This is a genomic window from Streptomyces sp. NBC_01232, assembly GCF_035989885.1.
Classification (GTDB): Bacteria; Actinomycetota; Actinomycetes; order Streptomycetales; family Streptomycetaceae; genus Streptomyces.
Genome location: NZ_CP108518.1, coordinates 7,909,592 through 7,934,218 on the forward strand (window position 1 = coordinate 7,909,592; position 24,627 = coordinate 7,934,218).

The window sequence follows — 24,627 nt, forward strand, 5'->3', positions numbered from 1 at the left end:
TTCGCGTCGGCGCGCTGGCCGGTACGCGATCTACCCGGCCGGGGGCGCCGGGCGCTCGCGCTAGTGTGCGCACGTGAGCTTTCATGTCGTCATAGGTTTTGGACCGGCCGGCGCAGCCACTGCCCGGATTCTCGCCGAACAGGGCCATACCGTAAGGGTCGTCACCAGATCGGGGCGAAGCCCGGAACCGGGAATCGAGCACGTAGCGCTGGACGCGACCGACTCCGGGCGGCTGACCGACCTGGCGCGGGGCGCGGCCGCCCTCCACAGCTGTGCGGCGCCGCCCTACCACCAGTGGGTGGGCCAATGGCCGCCGCTGGCCTCGTCGCTGTGCGCCGCGGCCGAGGCGACCGGGGCCGTACTGGTCATGCTGGGCAACCTCTACGGCTACGGCCCGGTGGACGGTCCCCTCACCGAGGAGCTGCCGCTCGCGGCGACCGGCCCCAAGGGGCGGGTGCGCGCCGCGGTCTGGGAGCAGGCCCGGTCACTGCACGAGCAGGGCCGGATCAGAGCGGTCGAGGTGCGCGCGTCGGACTTCTTCGGACCCGGCGTCACCGATGGCGGCCACCTCGCCGGACGGGTCGTGCCGCCGCTGCTGCGCGGCAAGCCGGTCACCACGCTGGGGGACCCGAACGCCCCGCACAGCTGGACGTACCTCCCCGACGTGGCCAGGACACTGGCCGAGGTCGCGGGGGAGGAGCGGGCGTGGGGGCGGGCCTGGCACGTGCCGACCCAACCGGCTCTGTCCGTAGGAGAGATGGTCGACCGCCTCGCGGCCCGAGCGGGAACGGGGCCGGTCGCCGTGCGCAGGCTCCCGTCCGCCGTGGTCGGCGTGGCGTCGCTCGTCTCCCCGCTGCTGCGTGAACTGAAGGAAGTCCGCTACCAGTTCGACCGCCCGTTCATCGTGGACTCGAGCGCCTACGAGAAGGCGTTCACGGCGGCGGCCACGCCCGTCGACGAGCAGGTCGAGGCGACGGTGGACTGGTGGCGGGAGCGACTGGCGACCGGCGGATGACGTGCGTGACGGGACGGGCATGGACCACATAGAGGACCCGAGGGGCCCGCGGCGGGAGGACATCGCCGTCGTGGGGATGGCGTGCCGGTTCCCGGGAGCGCGCAATGTGAACCAGTACTGGCGGCTCCTGACGGACCCGCAGCCACAGTTCGGGGCGATCCCGGACGCGCGCTGGCGTTCCGCGGCCTTCCTCAGCGACAACTTACGTGACACCTCGTCGGCGTACACGGACACCATGGCGCTGCTGCCGGACGTGGGCCACTTCGACGCGGCCCACTACGGCATCCCGCCGCGCCGGGCCCGGGCGATGGACCCGCAGGCCCGGCTGCTGATCGACCTCGCCCGCGAGGCGATCCAGGACGCGGGGTGGGAAGCCGACGGCTTCGACCGCGAGGAGACCTCCGTGATCACCGCTCTCACCGAGGGCGGCTACCGAGAGCTCAGCACCCTGCAGGTCCGGATGCGCCAGCTGGCCGGTGGCGAGTTCGGGGCGCGCATCGCCCACCCCCGCCTGCCGGATTCGGTCCGCGCGGTGGACGGGCTGAGCGGCACCTCCGTGGCCGGGCTCCTGCTCAACATGGGCCCGAACACGATAAGTTCCGTCTTCGACCTGCACGGCGAGAGCTACGCCCTGGACTCGGCGTGCTCGGGCGGACTCATGGCCGTCGCCAACGCGGTGCACGCACTGCGCGCGGGCCGCTCCCGCATCGCCCTCGCGGGCGGCGCCCAACTGGTACTCACCCCCGACCTGCTGGTCGGGCTGTGCCGGATCGGCGCCATCTCGCGCAGCGGACGGTGCCTGCCCTTCGGCGCCGGGGCCGACGGCTTCGTCCTGGGCGAGGGGGCGGGGGTACTGGTGCTGCGGCCCCTCACCGACGCCCTGGCGGCCGGTGACCGGGTCTACGCGGTGATCCGCGGTGTGGGAACGGCCAACGACGGGACCGTGCAGGGCGGCATGCACCCGCAGGCGGCCGGGCAGCTGCGCACGCTGCGCCGGGCCTACCGGGACGCGGGCCTGGCTCCGGACGCGGTGGGCTACCTGGAGGCGCACGGCACCGGGACCACGGTCGGCGACCCCGTCGAACTCGCCGTCCTGCGCGAACTGCGCGGTGAGGGAGCCGAACCCGCCTACCTCGGAGCCGTGAAGGCCGTGGTCGGGCACTCGCTGAACTCCGCGGGGATCGCCGGGCTCATCAAATCGGTCCTGTCCGTGCAACGGGGCGTGATACCCCCGCAGCCGGACTGCGACCTCGCCGATCGCTCCGGGCTCGTCGCCGCGCGGCTGACCGTACCGACGGCCCCGACCCCGTGGCCGGACCGCGCCGGTCCGCGCCGGGCGGGGGTGAGCGCCTTCGGCTTCGGAGGCACAGGTGTCCACCTGGTGGTGGAGCAGTGCACCGCGGCCCCGGCAGCACCCGTCGCAGCCGACGGCGCGCCGCACGTACTGTTCCTCAGCGCGCGCGACCGGGAAGGGCTGGCCCGCCACGCCCGGGAGCTCGCCGAGACCATCGCAGCAGACCGGCCCCCGCTGGCCGCGGTCGCGGACACGCTCGCGCGCCGTACGCCCCTCACGGAACACCTCCGCGTGGTGGTGCGGGACACGGCCGACGCCGTCGCCCGGCTGACCGAGGCGGGCCGTAGCGAGGGCCGCGCGGAGGGCCGCGCGGAGGGCCGCGCGGAGCACAACGCCACCGGCCCGGCGCCCCGGCCCACGGGGGTGCGGACACCCCCGTGCACCCTGCCGCCGAGCCCACTCGCCCCGCGCCGTCACTGGGTCGTGGACGAATCGGCGCGGGACGTGCCGCATCCGGTCGTCACGGAGCCCGTCGCACCGGCCGTGAGCCGGTCGGACGGAGCGTCCGGCGCAGCGGCCGTCTCCTCCGCCTCCGCCGCTTCCGTCGTGCTCGAAGAGGTCTCCCGGGCCGGCGTCTTCCCGCTCTCCGAGCTTGGCGAGGACCTGCTGCTGGTGGCCGACCTCGGCTTCGACTCCCTGATGCTGCAGGAGCTCGAAGTCAACATCGGCAGGCGCATACCGGGTTTCCGGGCCGAGGAGCTGTTCTCCCGCGAACTCACGGTCGGCCGGCTGGTCGAACTCGTCGATCCGGACCGGACGCGGAGCGCGGCGGCCCCCGCCGGAGCGGCGACCGGACCGGGGCCCGCCGAATGGAGCGCCGGCACGGCCGACATCGACGAGTTCCCGGAGGTCGGCGAGCTGGAACGACGCCTCGGCTGGATCACCGACAGCGGCGCGGACAACCCGTACTTCCGGGTCCACGAGGGCAACGTCCGCGACACGACCGTCATCGCGGGCCGCGCCTTCCTGTCCTTCGGCAGCTACAACTACCTCGGGCTGTCCGGTCATCCGGCGGTCAACGAAGCCGTGCACCGAGCGGTGGAGCGGTACGGCACCTCGGTCTCGGCGAGCCGCGTGCTCTCCGGCGAACGGGACCTGACCGTACGGCTGGAGCGGGCGCTGGCGGACTTCCTCGGCGTCGGCGACTGCCTGACGCTCGTGAGCGGCCATGCCACCAACGTCACCGCGATCGGACACCTCGTCGGCGCGGAAGACCTCGTGGTGCACGACGCGCTCGCCCACGACAGCATCCTCCAGGGCTGCGCGCTGTCCGGGGCGGCCCGACGTCCCTTCGCCCACAACGACATCGGCCAGCTGGAGCACATGCTGCGGCTCAACAGGTCCCGCTTCCGGCGCGTGCTGATCGCGGTCGAGGGCGCCTACAGCATGGACGGCGACCTCGTCGACCTGCCCGCCGTGATCGAGCTGAAGAAGCGCTACGGGGCCCTGCTGATGGTCGACGAGGCCCACAGCATCGGCACCGTGGGCGAACGCGGGCGCGGAGTGGGCGAGTTCCACGGCGTCGACCGATCCGAGGTGGACCTGTGGATGGGCACCCTCTCCAAGGCCTTCGCCAGCTGCGGCGGTTACCTCGGCGGCTCGGCACGGATGGTGCGCTGGCTGCGCCACACGCTCCCCGGCTTCGTCTACAGCGTCGGCCTGACCCCGCCCAACGCGGCCGCGGCACTGGCCGCCACCGAGCTGCTCATCGCGGAGCCGGAGCGGGTGCGCGCGCTCCGGCGCAACTCCGGGCTCTTCCTCGAACTGGCCGCCTCGGCCGGTCTGGCGACGGGCACCAGCGCCGACACCCCGATCGTTCCGTGCATCTTCGGCGACTCGGAGCGGACCCTGCGCGTCGCCGACGCACTGTTCGCCCGGGGCGTCGTCGCCGACCCGATCTTCCACCCCGCCGTCGCGGAGGGGCTGTCGAGGCTGCGGTTCTTCATCACCGCCGAACACCGCGCGGACGACATCCGGCGCGCCGTGTCGATCCTGGCCGAGGAGGTGGCGGCCACCGGGCGATGAGGGAGCCACGTCAGATCACCACGTCAGATCGCCGCGTCAGATCAGCGTGCGTTCGATGCGGCTGAGCGTCGCGCTCCTGGCGGGATTGCCGTCCGTGCCCGGTTCCGCGGCCGGCTCCGGGTCGTGCCGCTTCCCGGCGTCGTCCATCCGCTGGGAGAGGAGGTAGGCGATGATCTCCGCCTCCTGCTCCTGGACGTCGTCGTAGGTGGCGCGCAGGAGCATGTCGCGTACGAGTTGGGGGTCGAGGTTGGGGAAGAGGAGGCGGGCGGCCGCCTCGTCCAGCCCGCCCGCGCCTCGATGGCAGCAGATGATGTGGCCCAGCTCGTGCAAGATGATGTGCTCCTGATGCGCGCCGGTGGTGTTGGCGTCGTAGAAGATGAGGTCCTCGTCGCGTGCGGCGACCCACATGCCGCACGGATGCGACGAGGGCATCTGCATCGGGACCAGCGTGATCGGCCGGTCGCGCACCTCACCGAGGTGGCGGCAGAGCTCGGCCACATCGGCCACCTTCGGCAGGCCGAGCTCGGCGATCCGCTGCGCGCCGGCCTTCCGGAGCTTCTTGAGCCGGCTGCGGCGGTCCTGGTCGGCCGACCGTTCCTTGCGGGCGCCCCTCATCCCGGCTCGGAGGGGTCGGCGACGGGCGGCAGGCCCTGCATCTGCCGGTACTGGTCCATGATGGCCGTGATGGCCTGGAGGTTCTCCTTCTTCATCCCGGCCGCCCGCATCGCCACGGCGCGGACCCCGGACTGCCGCAACGCCTCGATGGCGGCGAGCTCACCGAGCACGGACTCGGCGACCTTGTCGTCGAAGAAGTAGGCCACCGAGACGCCGAAGAAGCGGGCCAGGGCGGACAGGAGGTCGGGCGACGGGTTGGAGCGCTTCCCCGTGCGCAGCTGCGACAGGTACACGCCCCCGACCTTGAGGTCGGGGCTGACCCGCTTGAGCTCGTCCGCGACCTCGGCATTGGTCCAGTGCCTGCCCTTGGGGCGGACCGTCCTGAACAGGTCGTCGAGGCGCACCGCGAGCAGGGGACGTTCGGCACTGCCGGTCCCGGAGCCGCTCTCGCCGTCGTTCTCAGTCCCGGTCATGGTGAACCTTCCTCCGTCGCCTCCTCGGTATAGCCCTCAGCTAAGCGCAAGTCTCACAGATTAGCGGTCAGTTGACAATTGCGCCTGACTCGGCCAACGTTGGGGACCGGTCGATAGCTGACAGCTAACTTGGCTCACGGGGGATGCCAAGTTGGTCGTCGGTGACATCGAACTGGCCCGACCCTCGGGGGATGGGCCGGGCCAGTCCGGGCGGGAGCCACCCGTCCGGCCGCCCGAACAGCGGGGGAAACGGGAAACCCGCCCGGTTTGACGGGGGATGCAAACCGGGCGGGAGTTCTCAACTCGCCTTGCCGAGCTTACTGTAGGCGGCTGCCACTTTGGTGAGCCATGCGAGCTCTGCCGCGAAGTTGTTCGTATCGCGGTCGTCGAAATCACCGGCATCCTTGTTGTACTGGGGCACCGTGTCGGTCAGTTTTGCCTGCAAGGCCCGCTTGATCCGTGCCGCTTCGGCGAAAGCCTGCCGGGACTCCGCGCTCCCCTCCTTGTCCGGATCGCGACCCCCGTGGGTGCTGCGGTCGATGTACGGACGCAAGTCCCGCCAGCCGTCGCGTATTTCGACGACCCGGCGGTGCAGCCGGTAGTCGAGGTCGGAGACCGAGGCACCGGGCGGTTCCAGGGCGATGTCCGGGGATGACTCGTAGAGGTCGCGCCAGAGCGGGTAGAGAGCCCGGTACGAGCGGTAGGTGCGGGACCAGTCCAGGAGCCGGGTCGCCGACGGCCCCCAGGAGGAGTTGGTCAGGCTGAGCGAGAGCATCACGATGCCCGCGGCGCTGAAGACCGAGGCGGCCACCTTCCAGGCGCCGATGTCGACCCCGCTCGCCGCCGTGAGGATGTTGACCGTCCTGGCCGCGCAGTAGAGGAACAGGACCACCGCGGTGACCGAGAGCAGCCGCAGGGCCTGGCGCAGCGAGGCGTTGTCCGTCATCCGGGCGTACGGGCCGCACTGGAGGTAGATGGTGACGCAAGGAATCGCCTGGGAGACGATGAACGCCAGCAGATAGGTGAGGAGCAGCGGCTCGCTCGTGCCGTCGAAGTCCGATGCCGGCCGGCCGGTGCCGTCGGCGAGGAAGAAGAGGGCCGTCAGCAGCACGTCGAGGACGATGCCGGTGACCAGCCAGTAGCGGGTCCTGCGTACCGACTCCTCGTCCGCGGCGGCCCAGCGCAGCAGGATGATCTGCGCGCTGACGCAGAAGGCGACCGCCGACAGGTGCATGAGGAGGATGGCCAGATTGCCGACTCCCAGCAGGGGGGCGCCCCCCATGGCCAGGGCCCCCATGGTGAAGGTGAGGCACTGGAGCAGCAGGGTGGCGATCAGCGTGCGGTACGCGCCGTCCCTCCAGCTGCGCCGCGCCTGGCACAGCCGGTAGACGAGCGCCGCGTACGACGAGAGCGCGGCTATGACGAAGCACAGGGTTCTGGTGGTGTTCACGTCCCGGATTTCTGCAGCAGCCGCACGTGCGGCGGAAGGGTCAGTCGGTCGTCTCGGGCAGGGGGACCACGAGGCCGATGCTCTCGGCCGCCACGGCGATGGCGTAGTCGAAGAAGGCCGCCTCGTCGCGGACACTGTCGTGGGTACGGCTGAAGACCTGGAACACCAGGAGGCCGATCAGATTGCTCCACAGGACGATGCCGCGCTCGATGATGTCCGAGAACGGAGCCTCGGGCGCGCCGCCGAAGAGCTGCACGGCCTCCGGCAGGAGCAGCGGCGGGCCGGGCACCGACCGCCGGGGCGGGGTGAGTTCACCGGCCTCCAGCGCGGAGCGGACGATGCCGGCGAGGACCGCGGGGGTCCGCGAGGCGGAGGGGACCGTGTCCTGCGGGGCGTGGTAGCCCGGCACGGGCGAACCGTAGATCAGGGTGAATTCGGCGGGGTTCTCGAACGACCACCGCCGCAGCGCGCGGGTGACCGCGAGGAGCCGTGCGCCCCCGGACGCACCGGCCTCCCGCGCCGCGCCGTCGGCTTGTTCCATCGCCTCGCCGGAGGCGTCGTAGGCGTCGATGACCAGGGCGGTCAACAGATCGTCGCGGTGCGGGAAGACGGCTTCGACATCGGCGACGGGGAGGCCGCTGTCGCGCGCCACGGTGTCCGGGGACAGGCCTGCCGCCCCGAGTTTGACCAGCTGCCCGCGCGCGACGTCCTTGATCACCACCGCCGGGGTGATGTCGTCGTCGCCGGTCGGACTCATTGCGGAAACGTCCATGCCGGAACCGTACCCGCCGGCCCCCGCAGCGGTGAGTGCGCTCTCGCCGACGCCCAGGTCATGCACTGTTTTCCGGCCACCGGGCGGGTTCGGAACGTTCCGGGCGAATGCGGTCGACCGGGGTCGGTGTCAGCTGTCGGTGAGGGCGCTGGGCCCGCCCGTCAGGGCGACGTGCAGGCCGTCCGGCCGGACCTCCGCGGAGGTGGCCGCGAGTCCGAGGGGATAGTCCGTCGGCGCACCCGCTCCTGGCCCGAAGCCATTGGCCCCGATCCCCAGCCGGTCGGTGGACACGGAGCGGCCGAACAGGGTGAGCCCGTCGACGGCGAGGGTGACCTTGCCGTCGGCGAGTACGGGACGCAGCGTCAGCCGCCCGACTCCGCCCGGGCCGACGTCCGCGAGTACGGTCCCCTTCGCCGGATCGGTGGTCACCGCCGCGACGGCCACGGACGGTACGGCGTCGCGGATCGCGGCGGCGAGGGACTGCGTCGAGACCGTCACGTCCACGTGCGAGCTGCCGACGGTGGTCGCCCCACCGAGACGGACGTCGTCCAGCCGTGCCCGGACGCGGACTTGGGAGAGCCGCCCGACCCGGGCGTCGTCGCTGCTGATGTCGAGCCGGGGGATGTTCTCGTGCGCGAGGCCCCACAGGGCCCAGCCGTCGGTGACGCCGACCGCCACGTCGTCGCCGAGGCCGGGCGCCGCCTTCGCGACACGGCTCTGGATCAGGCCGCGGACCGTGTACTCGGCCGCGCCGGTGGCGACGACGGCCAGCAGGACCACGGTGGCCGTGACCGTGAGGACGAGGTGGCGGCGCAGCGCTGCCCAGGTCCCGGTCTTCGTCAGGGCGCGCTTCATCGCCGGTCTCCTCGGGCGGGTGCGACATCGAGTGCGGGCGTGGGTTCGGGTTCGGATGCGGCTTCGTGTCCCGGTGCGGGTGCCCGTGCGGGTCCGGCTTCGGGTGAGGGCGGGGGAAGGACCTCCGACCCGGCGGCGGGCCCCTCCGGGTCGAGGTGCGGAAGGAGCCGGTCCAGCCAGCCGGGGAGCCACCAGTTGGCGCGCCCGAAGAGGTACATGGACGCGGGTACAAGGAGCAGGCGGACCACGGTGGCGTCGATGATGACGCTCACCCCCAGGCCCAGCGCGAGCATTTTGACGGCGACGTTGGTGGAGAGCAGGAAGGCCAGGAAGACACTGGTCATGATCAGCGCCGCACAGGTGATCACGCGGGCGGTGGCGGCGATGCCGGTGGCGACGGCCAGGTGGTTGTCCCCGTGCTGCAGCCACGTCTCGCGGATCCGGGACAGCAGGAAGACCTCGTAGTCCATGGAGAGCCCGAAGACGATCGCGAACATCATCATCGGTACGTAGGACTCGACGGGCACCTTCTCGCCGAGGCCGAACAGCGAGCTGCCCCAGCCCCATTGGAAGACGGCGACGACCACTCCGTAGGCAGCGGCGATGGAGAAGAGGTTGAGCACGGCGGCCTTGAGCGCCACCAGCGGGCTGCGGAACACGGCGAGCAGCAGCAGGAAGGCGGCCGCGACGACCACCGCGATGATCAGGGGCAGTTTGGCGGTGAGCGTGTCGGTGAAGGTCTGGGCGGCGGCCGTCGTGCCGGTGAGGTAGCCGGTGGCTCCGGTGCCCGACAGCGCCTGCGGCACCGTCTCGTCCCGCAGGGTGTGGATCAGGTCGGCGGTGGCCCGGTCCTGCGGCCCGGTGGTGGGCACGACGGTGGTGATGAGCAGGGCGTGATCGGGGCTCGCGACCGGGGGAGTGACGGAGGCGACGCCCGGTACGGCGGCCAGGTCCCGCTGCAGGGCGGCGGCGAGGTCCTTGCGCAGGCCCTCGCTCGCGATGTGACGGCTGTCGAGATGGGTGACGACGGTCAGCGGGCCGTTGGCGCCGGGGCCGAAGCCCTCGGTGATCAGGTCGTAGGCGCGGCGGTCGGTCCTGCTGGTGGACTGGGCTCCGGCATCGACGTGGCCGAGCTGCAGGGAGGCGACCGGGACGGCCAGGACGCCGAGGACGAGCAGGCCGCTGACCAGGAAGAGCCAGGGCCGCCGGCTGACCCGGAGCGCCCAGCGGTGCCAGACGTCCGATTCACCGGTGGGTTCGGCGACCGGCCTGCGCACGTGGAAGCGGTCGATCCGGCGGCCGAGCAGGCCCAGCAGGGCGGGAGTCAGCGTCACGGACGCGGCGGCGGCCACGACGACACTGAGTCCGGCGGCGAAGCCGAGGGCGCCGATGAACCCCACGCCGGAGGCGCAGAGGCCACCCAGGGCCATGGCCACCGTGGCGGCGGCGACCAGTACGGCCCGGCCGCTGGTGGCGACCGTACGCCCGACCGCCTCGAGGGTTTCCGTTCCGGCGTGCAGCAGGGCCCGGTAGCGGGTGGCCAGGAAGAGCGCGTAGTCGATGCCGACTCCGAGGCCCATCATCGCGGCCAGGGTCGGGGCCGCCTGGGCGAAGCCGAACTGCCCGGCGAGCAGGCCGAGACCGGCCAGGCTGACGGCCAGGCCGATCACGGCCGTCAGCAGCGGCAGCCCGGTGGCGGCGATGCTGCCGAAGCCGATCAGCAGCACGAGCACGGCGACGGCCAGGCCGATGGCCTCCGAGGCACGGTCGGCGGACTTGGGCGTGGCCAGCTCCCCGAGCGGGGACCCGTACTCGACGGTGACGTCGGCGGCGCGCAGCGGCTCGACGGCGGTGTCGACCCCGGTGAGGTAGGAGGGGTCGAAGCTCGCCGGGTTGCCGTCGAAGCGGACGGTCACCTGGGCGCTCCCGCCGTCCGCGGAGACCGCCCCGGGCGTGGTGAACGGATCGGTGACCGACAGGACGTCCGGCAGCCGGCGCAGGTCGGCGACGGCCGAGTCGATCGCCGCCCGGCGACCGGTGACCGGTCCTTCGTCCGTGGTGAGCACGACGGCGGAGGCCGTGCCGCCGGATCCGGTGGTGTGGGCCGCCAGCAGGTCGGCGCCGGTCTGGGTGCTGGTTCCGGGCAGGGAGAAGCTGTCCGCGAAGGAGCCGCCCCATGTGTGGTTGGCCAGCCCCAGGCCCATCAGTGCCAGCACCCACAGGGCGACGACCCGCCAGGCGTGCCGGGCGCACCAGCGCCCGCTCCGGTGGAGCAACCCCGGCCCCTGGGCCGATTCAGTGTTCATGGGGGTCACTGTGCGCGGTGTGTGTAAGGGAGCCGTGGGCGCATTGTTCGGGGAATGTACGGGCTTACGGGCACGCGGGCTTACGGGCACCCGGGCTTACGGGCGCGCGGGCTTACGGGCGCGCTCCCCGTGCCCGGCGAGGCGGCGGGGGCGGGGGCGGGGGCGGGCGGATCCGTGATTCCTCAGCCGGGGGCCGGTGCCGACGGGAGGGTGACGGTGAAGCAGGCGCCGCCCTCCGGACCGTGCCCCTCGACGCGGATGGCCGCGCCGAGCCGGCCGGTCAGGCGGTGGGCGATGGCCAGGCCGAGGCCGCTGCCGACCGGGCGGGTGCCCCGGTAGCGCTCGTGGAGGGCGCCGTGGGCGAAGGCGATGCGCACGTCGTCGTCGGTGAGGCCGGGCCCGCCGTCACGGACCTGCAGTTCGGCCCCACCGCCCGTGGCGGCGGCGCGGACGGCGAGGACCAGTGGTGCGCCCTCGGGGGTGACCCGCAGGGCGTTGCGGACCAGGCCGTCGATCAGCTGCCGGACCCGGAAGGCGTCCGTCGCGACGACGACGGGCGCCTCGGGCCGCTCCAGCCGGAGGTCGACGCCGTGGCGTGCGCACAGCCCGGTCCAGAACGCGGCGGCCTCGGAGACGACCGCGCGCAGGTCGGCCGGGGCCACGGCCAGGCGGAAGTCGTCGGCCTCCAGCCGGGCCAGGTCCAGCAGGTCTTCCAGGAACCGGTCCAGGCGCCGGGTCTCGTCGGCCAGGATGCCGCCGACCTCGGGCACCCGGTCCGGCTCGATCAGGCCGTCGGCCAGAGCCTCGGCGTAGCCCTGGAGAGCGGTCAGCGGGGTGCGCAGGTCGTGGGAGACGGAGAGCAGGAACTCCCGCTGCCGGTTCTCGCTGTGGGCCAGCGCCCCGTCCAGGACGTTGAGGGCGCGCCCGATGTCGGCAGTCTCCCGGGGGCCGTCGACCGGGGCCGGTACGCCGCGTTCGCCGTCGGCGAGCCGGTGCGCGATCTGTGCGGCCGTCACGAGCGGACGAGCGATCCGGCGGGCCAGCAGCGCGCCGGCGAGGGCCGCTCCGAGCATGCCGAAGACCAGCGGCACGATCACGTTGCGGCGGATCCGGTTCGTGTCCTCGGTGACCACGTTGTACGGCTCGGTCAGTACGACCGCGCCGCCCCGTACACCGGGCTGCCCCACCAGTAGTACGTCCTGGCCGCCCAGGATGCCGGTGGTGGAGACCGGATCCCCCGCCAGCAGAGCCGACTTGGAGACCCGGTCGAGGGCCGGGCTGGCGGTACCGCTCACGGCGCCGTCGGGCGAGACGACCGCGATCTGCACGCCGTTCGGCCCCGCCAGGGCCTGGGCGCCGGTGAAGAGCGCCTCGGACAGGGCGGGCAGCCGGCTGAGGACCCGGGCCTGACGCGTCAGCCGGTCGCGTTCGCGCTGCTCCGCTCCGTGTGCGGCGGTCTGCCAGGCGATCAGACCGGTCAGGGCCACGGCGAGCGCCGCCACCACGGTGGTCAGCACCACGATCTTGCGCGCCAGGGAGCCGGGGCGGCGGGTTCGGCTCACGGGCCGGGGGCCGTCGCGCTGTACCCGACGCCGCGGACCGTACGGATCGGGCTGGCGTCGCCGAGCTTGGCGCGCAGCTGCGAGACGAAGACGTCGACCATGCGGGTGTCGCGGTAGCCGGGGTATCCCCACACCTGGGCGAGCAGTTGCTCGCGGGTGAAGACCTGGCCCACGTGGTGGAGGAGGTGGGCGAGCAGGTTGAACTCGGTGGCGGTGAGCTCGACCGGCTCGCCGTCGCGGCGCACCGTGCGGCTGACCGGGTCCAGGTGGAGCCGGCCGGTGCTCCCGGGCGGCGGACCGGGAGGGCCTGCCGCGCGCCGCAGGACGGTCCTGACCCGGGCGACCAGCTCGCGCGGCGAGAACGGTTTGGTGAGGTAGTCGTCCGCGCCGAGTTCGAGGCCCAGGATCCGGTCGGCCTCCTCGCCGCGCGCGGTCACCAGCAGGACCGGTGTCCAGTCGCCGGCGTCGCGCAGGGCGCGGCAGAAGGCGATGCCGTCCATGCCGGGCAGGCCGATGTCCAGAATGATCGCCACCGGGTGCATGCGCCTCGCGGCCGCGAGACCCGCGGCCCCGTCCGCCTCGACGTGGACGCCGAAGCCGTCGCGCGCCAGGTAGAGGCGCTGCACGTCAGAGATGTGACGCTCGTCCTCGACGATCAGCACGAGGCCCCTGGACTCCGTCATAATTGCCTCTCACACGGTGGGCAGCATCGATGCTAACCGCGTGAACCCGCCGTTCCGGTGGGCGCGCCGCCACCCGTACATTCCCCGAACAATGCGCTGACGGCGCCGACGGTATACGGGCTGCACGGGTTTGTCCGGATGTGCGGCCTTGGCTGGTTCCGGCCCTTGCGATCGAGCGGCCGAAAGTGCTTGCAGTGTTCTGAGGGTAGGCTAACCTAACCATCGTGCAAGCAGCTGAAGAGACCTCCGCGGACACACGTCCCCTCGGTCATGAACTCTCCGCCAAGGGCGTCACCGTGGCGTACGACGGAGTCGACGTCGTACACGACGCCTCCATGACGCTCCGGCCCGGCGAAGTGACCGTCCTCGTGGGGCCGAACGGCAGCGGCAAGTCCACCGTGCTGCGCACGATCGCCAGGCTGCAGCGCCCCCGGGCCGGCACCCTCGTCATCGACGGGGACGCCGACGGCTTCGCGCTGAGCCCCCGTGAGTTCTCGCGCCGCGTCGCCCTCCTGACACAGGGACGCCCCACCCCGAGCGGCCTGACGGTACGGGACCTCGTCGCATTCGGCCGGTACCCCTACCGCGGACGCTGGGGCCGGGACGACCCGGGCGGCAGGGCCGCGGTGGAGCGCGCGCTCGCCCTCACGGGCGTGGAGGACCTCGCCGAACGCGGCGCCGAGTACCTGTCCGGCGGACAGCTCCAGCGCGTCTGGCTGGCCGGCTGCCTTGCCCAGGAGACCGGCGTGCTCCTCCTCGACGAGCCGACGACCTACCTTGACCTGCGCTACCAGGTCGAACTCCTCGACCTCATGCGCGATCTGGCGGACGGCCACGGGATCGCCGTGGGCGCCGTACTGCACGACCTCGACCAGGCCGCCGCCGTCGCGGACCGGATCGTCCTGCTCCACGGGGGACGGATCATCGCCGACGGCGCACCCGAAGACGTACTGACGCCCGAGCGGCTGACCGACACCTACGGCATCCGCATCGACGTCGAAACCGACCCTCTCACCGGACAGTTGCGCACCCGCGCGATAGGCCGGCACCACTTGCGAAGCGAAAGGCTCAGTACCACCTCATGAGACGACTCCTCCTCACCGCGGCGGCCGCCACCGTCGCGGCCCTCACGCTGACCGCCTGCGGCACCACCGAGCCCGCCGCCGACGACGCGAAGAAGACCGCCGAGCCCCTCGTCCTCACCGACGCCTCGGGCGCGAAGGTGGAGCTCGCCGGCCCCGCCAAGAAGGTCGTCGGCACCGAGTGGAACGTCGTCGAGAGCCTGATCTCGCTGGGTGTCGAGCCGGTCGGCGTCGCCGACGTCAAGGGCTACAAGACCTGGAACACCGCCGTCCCGCTCAAGAACGAGCCCAAGGACATCGGCACCCGCGGTGAGCCGAGCATGGACACCATCGCCTCGCTCAAGCCCGACCTCGTCATCGCCACCTCCGACCTGCCGCCGGCCGCCCTGGAGCAGCTGCGCAAGGTCGCCCCGGTCCTGGAGGTGCGCCCCGGCGACGCCGCCGACCCGATCGGCCAGATGACCAAGAACCTGGACCTCATCGCCCAGGCCACCGGCACGACCGAGCAGTCCGGCAAGCTCAAGCAGGCCTTCCAGACGAAGCTGGACGCGGGCAGGAAGGCGCTCGCCGACGCGGGCAAGGCCGGCGCCCCGTACGCCTTCGCGGACGGCTACGTCGTCTCCAACCAGGTTTCGATCCGCCCGTACACCAGCGGTTCGCTCATCGGCGGGGTCAACGAGAAGCTCGGTCTGAAGAACGCCTGGACCGTTCAGGGCGACCCGGCCTACGGCCTGGCCACCAGCGACGTCGAGGGCCTCACCAAGCTCGGTGACGTCGAGTTCGCCTACATCGGCAACGACGGCGACAAGGACAGCAACCCGTTCGCCGGTGTCCTCGCGCAGGACAAGGTGTGGACCTCCCTGCCGTTCGTGCAGAAGGGCAACGTGAACCGCCTGCCCGACGGCATCTGGATGTTCGGCGGAACCGAGTCGATGAACAAGTACATCGACTCCGTCGTCGCCGCTCTGACGAAGTAACACCATGGCCGTCACCGCAACAACCGCCGCCGCCGGTCCGTCGTCGCTCACGTCCCGGACGGGCGCGGCCGCGGTGACGGCCGTGCTGGTCCTCATCGTCACGGGCCTCGCCGCCGTCGACATCACCCAGGGCACCGCAGCCGTCGGCGCCCCCGAGGTGTGGCGGGCGCTCACCGGCCGGGCCGAGGCGGGCGACGCGTCCGTCGTCATCGCCTCCCGGCTGCCGCGCATGGCCGCCGGACTGTTCGTCGGCGCCGTCCTCGGCATGGCGGGCGCCGCCCTCCAAGCGGTCAGCCGCAACGTCCTCGCCTCGCCCGACACCCTCGCCGTCAACGCCGGCTCCTACTTCGGCCTCGGCCTCCTCGCCGTCTCCGGCGTCTCCCTCCCGCTGCTGGCCTCCTCCGGCGTCGCCTTCGTCGGCGGCCTCGCCGCGGCGGCCGTCGTCCTCGGGCTGTCCGGCCTCGGCGCCGGTACCGTCCGGCTCGTCCTCGCGGGCAGCGCCCTCACCCTCGGCCTCTCCGCCATCACCGAGGGCCTGCTCCTGCTGTTCCCCCAGCAGACCGACGGCATCTTCCGGTGGAACCAGGGCAGCATCGCCCAGCACGGCTTCGACGGAATCCTGCAGATGGCGCCGATCGGCCTGATCGCCCTCGTCGGCCTGCTGCTCCTCGCCCGCCGCGTCGACGCCCTGGCCCTCGGCGACGACGCCGCCCGCGGCCTCGGCGTCCCCGTCCGGTCCACCCGGGTCACCGCCGTCGTGCTCGCCGCCCTGCTCTCCACGGCCGCCGTCACGCTCGCCGGACCCGTCGGCTTCGTCGGCATGTGCGCCCCCGCCCTCGTACGGCCGCTCGCCCGCCGCATCCGCGGGTTCACCAGGAGCCGTGCGAGCCTGCCGGTCGCGGGACTCACCGGTGCGGCGCTGGTTCTCGGATCCGACGTCCTGCTGCGCGCCTTCGTACGGTCGGACGTGGCGGTCGCGGTGCCCACCGGCGTCGTCACCAGCCTCGTCGGCGCCGTCTTCCTGATCGTCATGGCCATCCGGGTCAAGGACACCGCCGGAGCCGCCGCAGTCGACCGGCTGCGCATCAGGAGCCGGGCCGTCTTCCTCACCACCACGGCCGTCCTCGTGGCCGTCCTCGTCGGCGTGATCCTCGCCGCCGTACTGCTGGGCGACACCAAGCTGCTGCTCGGCGACGTGCTGAACTGGGCCCAGGGACGGGCCGGACGGACGATCACCTTCGTCCTCGACACCCGGGTGCCGCGCATCCTCGCCGCCCTCCTCGCCGGAGCTGCGCTCGCCCTCGCCGGAACCCTGGTGCAGGCCGTGACCCGCAACCCGCTCGCCGAACCGGGCATCCTCGGCGTCTCCGGCGGCGCGGCGCTGGGCGCCGTCCTCCTCGTGACGACGGTGCCCCTGGCCGGATCCTGGAGCGTGGCGGGCGCCGCGTTCGCGGGCGCCGCCCTCAGCTCCGTCATCGTCTTCGGACTGGCGGCGCGCGGCGGGTTCCAGCAGAACCGCCTCGTCCTCGTCGGGTTCGGCGTCGCCACCGCGTCGGCCGCCCTCGTCAGCCTCCTCATCATCCTCACCGACCCGTTCAACGCGACGAAGGCGCTCACCTGGCTCTCCGGCTCCACCTACGGCAGGACCCTGCCCGACGTGGTGCCCCTCGCGATCGTCCTGGCCCTGGGCCTGGTCATCGCGGTCGCCCGGCGCACCGAACTCGACCTCGTGTCGCTCGACGAGGACACCCCGAGGCTGCTCGGACTGAGCCTGGGCCGTGGACGCTTCGGCTTCCTCCTCATCGGCGTCCTGCTCAGCGCGACCGCCGTGGCCGCCGCCGGCACGATCGGCTTCGTGGGGCTCGTGGCGCCGCACGCGGCCCGGGCCCTCGTGGGCCGGCAGCACGCCCGGGTGGTCCCGGTCGCGGTGCTCCTCGGCGCCGTCCTGGTCTGCACCGCGGACCTGGTGGGCCGCACCGTGATCGCACCGGCCCAGCTCGGCGCCGGCCTGATGACCGCCGTGATCGGTACGCCGTACTTCCTCCATCTGCTCGTGCGCAGCCGCCGTTAGGCGCATGCACGCGGGCCCGCCCGAGGGCAGATGGAAAGGACCGGGTACGACGCGCACCGGCGCGCCGTACCCGGTCCTTCGTGCATGGCTCAGCCGTGGCTGAAGCGGGGCGGGCGCTTGTCCACGAAGGCGGCCATGCCCTCCTTCTGGTCGGCCGTGGCGAACACAGCGTGGAACAGGCGGCGTTCGAAGCGGACGCCCTCGGTGAGGGTGGTCTCGAAGGCCCGGTTCACGGCCTCCTTGGCCATCATCGCGACCGGCTTGGACATCCCGGCGACGGTCTCGGCGACCGCGAGGGCCTCGGTCAGCAGATCGTCGGCCGGGACGATCCGTGACACCAGGCCGGCCCGTTCGGCCTCGACGGCGTCCATGGTGCGGCCCGTCAGGCACAGCTCCATCGCCTTGGCCTTGCCGACGGCCCGGGTGAGCCGCTGCGAGCCGCCGATGCCCGGGATCACCCCGAGCCTGATCTCGGGCTGACCGAACCTCGCGCTGTCGGCGGCCAGCAGAATGTCGCACAGCATGGCGAGTTCGCAGCCGCCGCCCAGGGCGTGGCCGGATACCGCCGCGAGGGTGGGCGTGCGTACCTGGCCCAGCCGGTCCCAGGCGGTGAACCAGTCGGAGAGGTACATGTCCATGTAGCTCTGCGGCCGCATCTCCTTGATGTCGGCCCCCGCCGCAAAGGCCTTCGCGGAGCCGGTGAGGACGATGCACCCGACCCCGGGGTCCCGGTCCAGCTCCTCTGCGGCGGCCACCACCTCGGTCATGACCGTGAGGTTCAGGGCGTTGAGGGCCTCCGGGCGGTTGAGGGTCAGGACGGCCACCCGCCCCTTGCGCTCCAGCAGGATGGTTTCGTACGTCATGCGGGTGTTCCGTTCCGGGGTCGCAGGGTGCGGACGATCGCCGAGAAGTCGAGGCCGGCGCCCTCGCCGGCGGCGAAGGCCTCGTACAGCTCGGCGGCCTTCAGGCCCAGGGGCGCCTCCACCCCGCCGGCCCGCAGGGCGGTCGCCGCCAGGGCGAGGTCCTTGGCCATGAGCGGTGCGGCGAAGCCGGGCAGGTAGTCACGGTTCGCGGGGCTGCCCGGAACCGGTCCGGGCACGGGGCAGTTGACGGTCAGGGCCCAGCACTGGCCGGAGGCGGTGGACGCCACGTCGTAGAGGGCCTGGTGGTCCAGGCCGAGGCTCTCGGCGAGGACGAAGGCCTCGCTCACCCCGATCATCGAGACGGCGAGGATCATGTTGTTGCAGATCTTCGCGGCCTGCCCGGCGCCCGCCGCCCCGCAGTGCACGGCCTTCTTTCCCATCGCGCCGAGCAGCGGCTCCGCGGCGGCGAACTCGGCGGCGGCGCCGCCCGCCATGAAGGTGAGGCTCGCCGCCTGCGCACCGACCACTCCGCCCGAGACGGGTGCGTCGAGGGACCGGTGCCCGGCCGCCACGGCCGCCTCGTGAGCCGCACGGGCGTCGGCCACGTCGATGGTGGAGCAGTCGACGAAGAGCGTGCCGGGCCGTGCGGCGGCCAGCAGCCCGCCCTCCCGGTACAGGGCCAGGACGTGCTTGCCCGCCGGCAGCATGGTGATCACCACGTCGGCCCCGGTGGCCGCCGCGGTGGCCGAGGAGGCCGGCTCCACCCCCGTCGCTGCCGCGCCGGCCAGCAGCTCCGGCACCAGGTCGAAGCCGAGGACGCGATGTCCGGCCTTCACCAGGTTGGCCGCCATCGGGCCACCCATGCGGCCCAGTCCTACGAACGCCACGGTAGTGCTCACCAGGGCACCTCCTGAGTCGAATCCGGATGCGTCAGAGCCAGTTCGTGCTCGCCGAGCGGTGCGAAGAACCGTTCCACGTCGGCCGGACCCACCTCCGCCAGCGAGGGTGGTGACCACCGCGGGTTGCGGTCCTTGTCGATGACCTGCGCCCGGATCCCCTCCACCAGGTCGGGCGAGGACAGCGCCGCGCAGGAGATCCGGTACTCCTGCTCCAGCACCCTTTCCAGCGGGCCGAGTGCGCGGACGCGCCGCAGGGCGGCCAACGTCACCTTCAGTGCCGTGGGCGACTTGGCCGCAAGGGTGGCCGCGGCCTCCTTCGCCGCCGGGACGCCGCTGCGCAGCAGTCGCTCCACGATGTCCTCCACCGTGTCCGCCGCGTAGCAGTGGTCGATCCATGCGCGGTCGCCGTCGAGTACGCCGCCGGGTGCGGGCCCGACGTACCGTTCCAGCACCTCGTGCACGGAGCTCCGCGCAAGGTCCCGGGACAGCCCGGGCAGCAGCTCCGAGGGCACGAAGTGATCGGCGAGCCCGACGAGCAGCGCGTCCGCCGCACCGGCCGGGGCACCCGTCAGGGCCAGGTGCGTGCCCAGCTCGCCGGGCGCCAGCGCCAGCAGGTAGGTGCCGCCGACGTCGGGGACGAAGCCGATGCCCGTCTCGGGCATCGCCACGCGGGAGCGTTCGGTGACGATCCGCACGGTGCCGTGGGCGGAGATCCCGACGCCGCCGCCCATGACGATGCCGTCCATGAGGGCCACGTACGGCTTGGGGTAGCGGGCGATGCGCGCGTTCAGCCGGTACTCGTCGCGCCAGAAGTCCGCCGACGCCCTGCCGCCGGTGCGGGCGTCCTCGTGGATCGCGCGAATGTCGCCGCCCGCGCACAGGCCGCGACCGCCGGCGCCCTCGATGACGACGGTCGCGATGTCCGGGTCGTGCTGCCAGAGCGACAGCGCCTCGTCGATGCGCAACACCATGGAGTGGGTCAGGGCGTTGAGCGCGCCTGGGCGGTTGAGGGTGATGTGCGCGGCGCGGCCCTCGGTCCGCAGCAGGACATGGCCGGGCTCGCGCTCGTGGTGAGCGTGGGATTCGTGGTTCATCGCAGGGCCTCCGTGAGCCCGCGGGCGACGATGATGCGCATGACCTCGTTGGTGCCTTCCAGGATCTGGTGGACCCGAAGGTCGCGGACGATCTTCTCGATGCCGTACTCGCTCACATAGCCGTAACCGCCGTGCAGTTGGAGGGCCCGGTCGGCGACCGCGTAGCCGGTGTCCGTGGCGAACCGCTTGGCCATCGCGCACAGCTGCGGGGCCGGCGGGTCGCCCCGGTCCAGCGCGTCGGCGGCCTGGCGGACCAGGGCGCGGGCCGCGGCCAGCTCGGTGGCCATGTCCGCGAGGCGGAACTGCAATGCCTGCGCGTCCAGCAGCCGGGCCCCGAAGGCCTCCCGGTCGGCCAGATACGCCAGACTGCGGTCCAGTGCGCTCTGCGCACCGCCCAGCGAGCAGGCGGCGATGCCGAGCCGGCCGCCGTTGAGAGCGTTCATGGCGATGCGGAAGCCGTCGCCCTCGGCGCCGAGCCGACGGTCGGCGGGGACGCGGACCCCGTCGAGGATCACCTGGCGGGTGGGCTGGGCGTTCCAGCCCATCTTTCGCTCGTTCGGACCGAAGGAGACCCCGGGGTCGTCGCGTTCGACGACGAAGGCGGAGATGCCGCCCGAGCCCTGCGTGCCGGTGCGTGCCATGACGATGTAGACCTCGGAGGCACCCGCGCCGGAGATGAACTGCTTGACCCCGGTCAGTACGTAGCCGTCACCCGTGTGCTCGGCCCGGGTGCGCAGTGCGGCGGCGTCGGATCCGGCGCCGGGCTCGGTCAGGCAGTAGCTGCCCAGGGACCGGGCGCTGCACAGATCGGGGAGCCAGCGGGCCCGCTGCGCCACGTCCCCGTACCGGTCGATCATCCAGGCGACCATGTTGTGGATGGAGAGGTACCCGGCGATGGACGGACAGCCGGTGGCGAGGGTCTCGAAGACGAGGACGCCGTCGCTGCGGCTGAGCCCGGACCCGCCGTGCTCCTCGCGGACGTAGACGCCGCCGAGCCCGAGGTCCGCCGCCTTGCGGATCACGTCCAGCGGAAAGTGCTTGTCCTGGTCCCAGGCGACGGCGTACGGGCCGAGCTGCTCCTGGGCGAAGTCGAGGGTGACCGCGGCGAGGGCGAGCTGATCGGGGGTGAGCGTGAGGGTCACGGGCTCAGCCCATCGTCGGGATGGTGAAGCTCGCGCTCTCCTTGGCCCCGGAGGGCCAGCGCGAGGTGACGGTCTTGGTACGGGTGTAGAAGCGGATCGAGTCGGGGCCGTGCTGGTTGAGATCGCCGAAGCCGGACCGCTTCCAGCCGCCGAAGGTGTGGTAGGCCACGGGAACGGGGATCGGCACGTTGACGCCGACCATGCCGGCGCCCACCCGGCGGGTGAAATCGCGTGCCGTGTCGCCGTCACGGGTGAAGATCGCGACGCCGTTGCCGTACGGGTGCTCGGTGGGCAGGCGCAGGGCCTCCTCGTAGTCGGCGGCCCGTACGACGGACAGCACCGGGCCGAAGATCTCCTCGCGGTAGATCCGCATCCGGGGGGTCACGCGGTCGAAGAGGGTGGCGCCGGCGAAGTAGCCGCTCTCGTGCCCGGGGAGGGTGAACCCGCGTCCGTCCACGACGAGTTCGGCGCCCTCGGTGGCACCGATGCCGACGTAGCGGTTCACCCGGTCGAGGGCGTCCCGGCTGACCAGCGGCCCGAAGTCGGCCCCGGGGTCGTCGGAGCGGCCGACGCGCAGGGTGGCAATGCGCTGCTTCAGCTTCGTCACCAGCGCGTCCGCGGTCTCCTCGCCGACGGGGACGGCGACGGCGATGGCCATGCAGCGCTCGCCCGCGGAGCCGTAGCCGGCGCCGATGAGCGCCTCCACGGCCTGGTCGAGATCGGCGTCGGGCATCACGATCATGTGGTTCTTGGCGCCGCCGAAGCACTGGGCGCGCTTGCCGTGGGCGGCGGCGGTGGCGTAGATGTGCGCGGCGATCGGGGTGGAGCCGACGAAGCCGAGAGCCTGGACGCGCGGGTCCTCGAGGAGGGTGTCGACGGCCTCCTTGCCGCCGTTGACCACATTCAGCACACCGGGCGGCAGACCTGCTTCCAGGAACAGCTCGGCCAGGCGCAGCGGTACGGACGGGTCCCGTTCGGACGGCTTCAGGATGAAGGCGTTCCCACAGGCCAGGGCGGGGGCGGCCTGCCACAGGGGGATCATCGCGGGGAAGTTGAAGGGGGTGATCCCGGCGACCACGCCCAGTGGCGAGCGCAGCGAGTGCACGTCGATCCCGCTGCCCGCGTTGTCGGTGAACTCGCCCTTCAGCAGGTGCGGGACGCCGGCGGCGAACTCCACCACCTCCAGGCCGCGTTGCAGATCGCCGTGGGAGTCGGCGACGGTCTTTCCGTGCTCGGAGGACAACAGCCGGGCGAGGGAGTCCCGTTCGCCCTCCACCAGCTGGAGGAACCGAAGGAGCACGCGCGAGCGGCGCTGCGGGTTCCACTGCCCCCAGTCGGCCTGCGCCTCTTCGGCGTCGGCGATGGCGGCCTCGGTGTCGGCCCGCCCCGCGAGCGGGACACGGGCCTGGACGGCGCCGGTGTTGGGGTCGTGGACGTCGGTGAAGAGACCGGAGGATCCGGTGGTGTGCTTGCCGCCGATGAAATGGGTGAGTTCGCGGACCATGGGTGCCTGCTCTCGTCAGGTTGGATCCGGGGATGGCACGGCGGACCCGCGGACGGCACCCGATGGGGTGCGCCGCTGGGAGGGCCGTGGGACTACGAGCGCGCGAAGGCGTGCGTGCGCTCCGCCGGATCACCAGGGTCGTGGGTACAAACCGGTGCCATGCGTGTCTGCTCCATCCTCGTGGAAAACACGGAACGTTCCGCGGCCGGTATCCTGACTCCCGGATCCCCGCGCGCCGCCCGCCTTCCCGACAGACCTCGTCAGTGGCGTGTGGATGGCAGCACACTCCCCGGTCACAGTGGCGGGACCGTGCCGGATTCTCACCGGCTTCCCTGCACCGCGGACCTTGTGCCACGAACATATAGTTGGACGTCCTAGTAAGTCCAGAGCCGCCGTCGCGCGCCTTCGCCGGCCCCGTGGCCGCCTGACGTCCCCTCAGTCCTGTGCCGGGGCGCGGCTCCTGGTCACCGGGTACGGGATGAAGGTGCTGCTGTTCTCGTCGACGGCCAGCGCCCGGCCGAGCGGCGGAACGGCCCGCTGCGGGCAGTCGAGTCGTTCGCACAGGCGGCAGCCCATGCCGATGGGCGTCGCGGCCGCCGTGTTGTCGAGGTCGAGCCCGTCGGCGTACACGAGCCGCGATGCGTGCCGGATCTCGCAGCCCAGCCCGATCGCGAAGGTCTTGCCGGGCTCGCCCCATCCGCCGCGGTGGCGGGTGACGGCGCGCGCGGTCCACAGGTACCGCTGCCCGTCGGGCATGGCGGCCACCTGGACGTGGATGCGGCCCGGCGCGGCGAAGGCCTCGTAGACGTTCCACAGTGGACAGGTGCCGCCCGCGCGGGAGAAGTGGAACCCGGTCGCCGACTGCCGCTTGGACATGTTCCCGGCCCGGTCCACCCGGACGAAGGAGAAGGGAACACCGCGCAGCCTGGGACGTTGCAGGGTGCTGAGCCGGTGGCAGACGGTCTCGTAGCCGATCCCGAAGTGGTCGGTGAGCCGCTCGATGTCGTAGCGGAACTCCTCGGCGGCCGCGTGGAACGCGCGGTACGGGAGGATGAGCGCGCCCGCGAAGTGGTTGGCGATGCCGATCCTCGCGAGGGCGTGGACGGGAGAGCCGGGCGGGAAATCCTCGGCGGCCAGCCGGTCGAGCTCGGCCCCGTACTCGATCAGCGCCAGCTGGGTGGCCATCCGGAACGCCTGCTGCCCCGGCCGCAGCCGGTTCGACAGGTGCAGTACCCGGGAGGAGGGGTCGTAGTGGTGCAGCCGGTCGGAATCCGTGGCCGTCCTGACGCCGTGCCGCTCGGAGAGCCGGCGGGCCAGGGCGCTGACCACGTCCCCCGGGCGGATACCGATCTCGGCGGCGAGACCCTCGGCGGCGAGATCGGTGTCGTGGAGGTAGTTCTGCCGGCGGTAGAAGAACTCGCGGATCTCCTCGTGGGGTGAGCGCGGGCTGTCGGCCGCCACGTCCCGGCCGTCGGCGGCGTCGGCGAGGCGCTCGGCCAGCAGCCGGCTGCGCCGGCCGAGGTCGAGCAGCACCGAGGCGACCGCGGGCATACGGGTGGCCAGTTCGGCCAGGTCCGAGGGGGAGACGCGGGCCTGGGCCACCTCGTTCGCGAGCGCCTCGCGCAGATCGGCGACCAGACGGCTGGTGTCGCGCTCGGAGAAGAAGCCCGGATCCACCCCGAAGGCCTCGGTGAGCCGCAGCAGGACCGGGACGGTGAGCGGCCTGGAGTCGTGCTCCATCTGGTTGAGGTAGCTGGGGGAGATGGCGAGCATCCGGGCCAGGTCGGCCTGGGTCATCCGGCGCTCCTCGCGCAGCCGCCGCAGCCGCGCTCCCGCGTACGTCTTGCTCACCGCACTCCTTCGCCGCCGGGCCGGACACGCGACG

General features: G+C 72.5%; 19 protein-coding genes and 1 riboswitch. Of the genes, 5 read left to right on the forward strand and 14 right to left on the reverse strand.

The window, feature by feature from the left end; genetic code table 11:
• Positions 1–73 precede the first annotated feature (73 nt).
• Together OG444_RS36335 and OG444_RS36340 are read left to right on the forward strand one after the other, a co-directional pair.
• Positions 74–1,015, forward strand: coding sequence for an NAD-dependent epimerase/dehydratase family protein (locus tag OG444_RS36335; protein WP_327266119.1), 942 nt, complete (start codon positions 74–76; stop codon positions 1,013–1,015).
• A gap of 19 nt (positions 1,016–1,034) precedes the next feature.
• Positions 1,035–4,394, forward strand: a complete 3,360-nt coding sequence (locus tag OG444_RS36340) for an aminotransferase class I/II-fold pyridoxal phosphate-dependent enzyme (RefSeq protein WP_327266120.1) — start codon at positions 1,035–1,037, stop codon at positions 4,392–4,394.
• A 36-nt stretch (positions 4,395–4,430) separates the two neighbouring features.
• On the opposite strand, the gene OG444_RS36345 is transcribed toward OG444_RS36340, so the two are convergent.
• From OG444_RS36345 to OG444_RS36380, 8 genes are all read right to left on the reverse strand, one after another.
• On the reverse strand, positions 4,431–5,009 hold the full coding sequence (locus OG444_RS36345) for a toxin (RefSeq protein ID WP_327266121.1): 579 nt from the start codon (positions 5,007–5,009) through the stop codon (positions 4,431–4,433).
• On the reverse strand, positions 5,006–5,482 hold the full coding sequence (locus OG444_RS36350) for a helix-turn-helix domain-containing protein (RefSeq protein ID WP_327266122.1): 477 nt from the start codon (positions 5,480–5,482) through the stop codon (positions 5,006–5,008). The genes OG444_RS36345 and OG444_RS36350 overlap by 4 nt, the downstream gene beginning before the upstream one ends.
• Before the next feature lie 298 nt (positions 5,483–5,780).
• The gene (locus OG444_RS36355; protein WP_327266123.1) at positions 5,781–6,932 is read right to left on the reverse strand and encodes an MAB_1171c family putative transporter; all 1,152 of its coding nucleotides are present in this window, start codon (positions 6,930–6,932) and stop codon (positions 5,781–5,783) included.
• 40 nt (positions 6,933–6,972) lie between these two features.
• Positions 6,973–7,704 carry a TetR-like C-terminal domain-containing protein gene (locus tag OG444_RS36360; protein WP_327266124.1) on the reverse strand — a complete coding sequence of 244 codons (732 nt, stop codon included), beginning with the start codon at positions 7,702–7,704 and terminating at the stop codon, positions 6,973–6,975.
• A gap of 129 nt (positions 7,705–7,833) precedes the next feature.
• Entirely contained in the window at positions 7,834–8,559 is a 726-nt protein-coding gene (locus OG444_RS36365; RefSeq protein ID WP_327266125.1) for an LmeA family phospholipid-binding protein, read from the reverse strand.
• Complete coding sequence (locus OG444_RS36370) at positions 8,556–10,865, reverse strand: MMPL family transporter (RefSeq protein ID WP_327266126.1); 2,310 nt, start codon at positions 10,863–10,865, stop codon at positions 8,556–8,558. The genes OG444_RS36365 and OG444_RS36370 overlap by 4 nt, the downstream gene beginning before the upstream one ends.
• 182 nt (positions 10,866–11,047) lie before the next feature.
• Positions 11,048–12,427 (reverse strand): HAMP domain-containing sensor histidine kinase, encoded by a 1,380-nt coding sequence (locus OG444_RS36375; RefSeq protein WP_327266127.1) that lies wholly within the window; start codon positions 12,425–12,427, stop codon positions 11,048–11,050.
• Positions 12,424–13,110 (reverse strand): response regulator transcription factor, encoded by a 687-nt coding sequence (locus OG444_RS36380; RefSeq protein WP_327266128.1) that lies wholly within the window; start codon positions 13,108–13,110, stop codon positions 12,424–12,426. The genes OG444_RS36375 and OG444_RS36380 overlap by 4 nt, the downstream gene beginning before the upstream one ends.
• Before the next feature lie 224 nt (positions 13,111–13,334).
• Between OG444_RS36380 and OG444_RS36385 the strand changes: the two genes are divergently transcribed.
• From OG444_RS36385 to OG444_RS36395, 3 genes are read left to right on the forward strand one after another with little or no spacing between them, the layout of a single operon-like run.
• Positions 13,335–14,195 carry an ABC transporter ATP-binding protein gene (locus OG444_RS36385; protein WP_327266129.1) on the forward strand — a complete coding sequence of 287 codons (861 nt, stop codon included), beginning with the start codon at positions 13,335–13,337 and terminating at the stop codon, positions 14,193–14,195.
• Positions 14,192–15,169, forward strand: a complete 978-nt coding sequence (locus OG444_RS36390) for an iron-siderophore ABC transporter substrate-binding protein (RefSeq protein WP_327266130.1) — start codon at positions 14,192–14,194, stop codon at positions 15,167–15,169. Before OG444_RS36385 ends, OG444_RS36390 begins: the two co-directional genes overlap by 4 nt.
• A gap of 4 nt (positions 15,170–15,173) precedes the next feature.
• A complete protein-coding gene (locus tag OG444_RS36395) occupies positions 15,174–17,240 on the forward strand; it encodes an iron ABC transporter permease (protein ID WP_327266131.1) in 2,067 nt (688 codons plus the stop codon).
• An 89-nt stretch (positions 17,241–17,329) separates the two neighbouring features.
• On the opposite strand, the gene OG444_RS36400 is transcribed toward OG444_RS36395, so the two are convergent.
• From OG444_RS36400 to OG444_RS36425, 6 genes are all read right to left on the reverse strand, one after another.
• On the reverse strand, positions 17,330–18,103 hold the full coding sequence (locus tag OG444_RS36400) for an enoyl-CoA hydratase (protein ID WP_327266132.1): 774 nt from the start codon (positions 18,101–18,103) through the stop codon (positions 17,330–17,332).
• The gene (gene mmsB, locus OG444_RS36405) at positions 18,100–19,002 is read right to left on the reverse strand and encodes a 3-hydroxyisobutyrate dehydrogenase (protein ID WP_327266133.1); all 903 of its coding nucleotides are present in this window, start codon (positions 19,000–19,002) and stop codon (positions 18,100–18,102) included. The genes OG444_RS36400 and mmsB overlap by 4 nt, the downstream gene beginning before the upstream one ends.
• Positions 18,999–20,096, reverse strand: coding sequence for an enoyl-CoA hydratase/isomerase family protein (locus OG444_RS36410; RefSeq protein ID WP_327266134.1), 1,098 nt, complete (start codon positions 20,094–20,096; stop codon positions 18,999–19,001). Before OG444_RS36410 ends, mmsB begins: the two co-directional genes overlap by 4 nt.
• Positions 20,093–21,238, reverse strand: coding sequence for an acyl-CoA dehydrogenase family protein (locus OG444_RS36415; protein ID WP_327266135.1), 1,146 nt, complete (start codon positions 21,236–21,238; stop codon positions 20,093–20,095). The genes OG444_RS36410 and OG444_RS36415 overlap by 4 nt, the downstream gene beginning before the upstream one ends.
• A gap of 4 nt (positions 21,239–21,242) precedes the next feature.
• Positions 21,243–22,742, reverse strand: coding sequence for a CoA-acylating methylmalonate-semialdehyde dehydrogenase (locus tag OG444_RS36420; RefSeq protein ID WP_327266136.1), 1,500 nt, complete (start codon positions 22,740–22,742; stop codon positions 21,243–21,245).
• A gap of 186 nt (positions 22,743–22,928) precedes the next feature.
• A riboswitch (cobalamin riboswitch) is annotated at positions 22,929–23,099 on the reverse strand.
• Between the two features lie 78 nt (positions 23,100–23,177).
• A complete protein-coding gene (locus OG444_RS36425) occupies positions 23,178–24,593 on the reverse strand; it encodes a short-chain fatty acyl-CoA regulator family protein (protein ID WP_327266137.1) in 1,416 nt (471 codons plus the stop codon).
• Positions 24,594–24,627 lie beyond the last annotated feature (34 nt).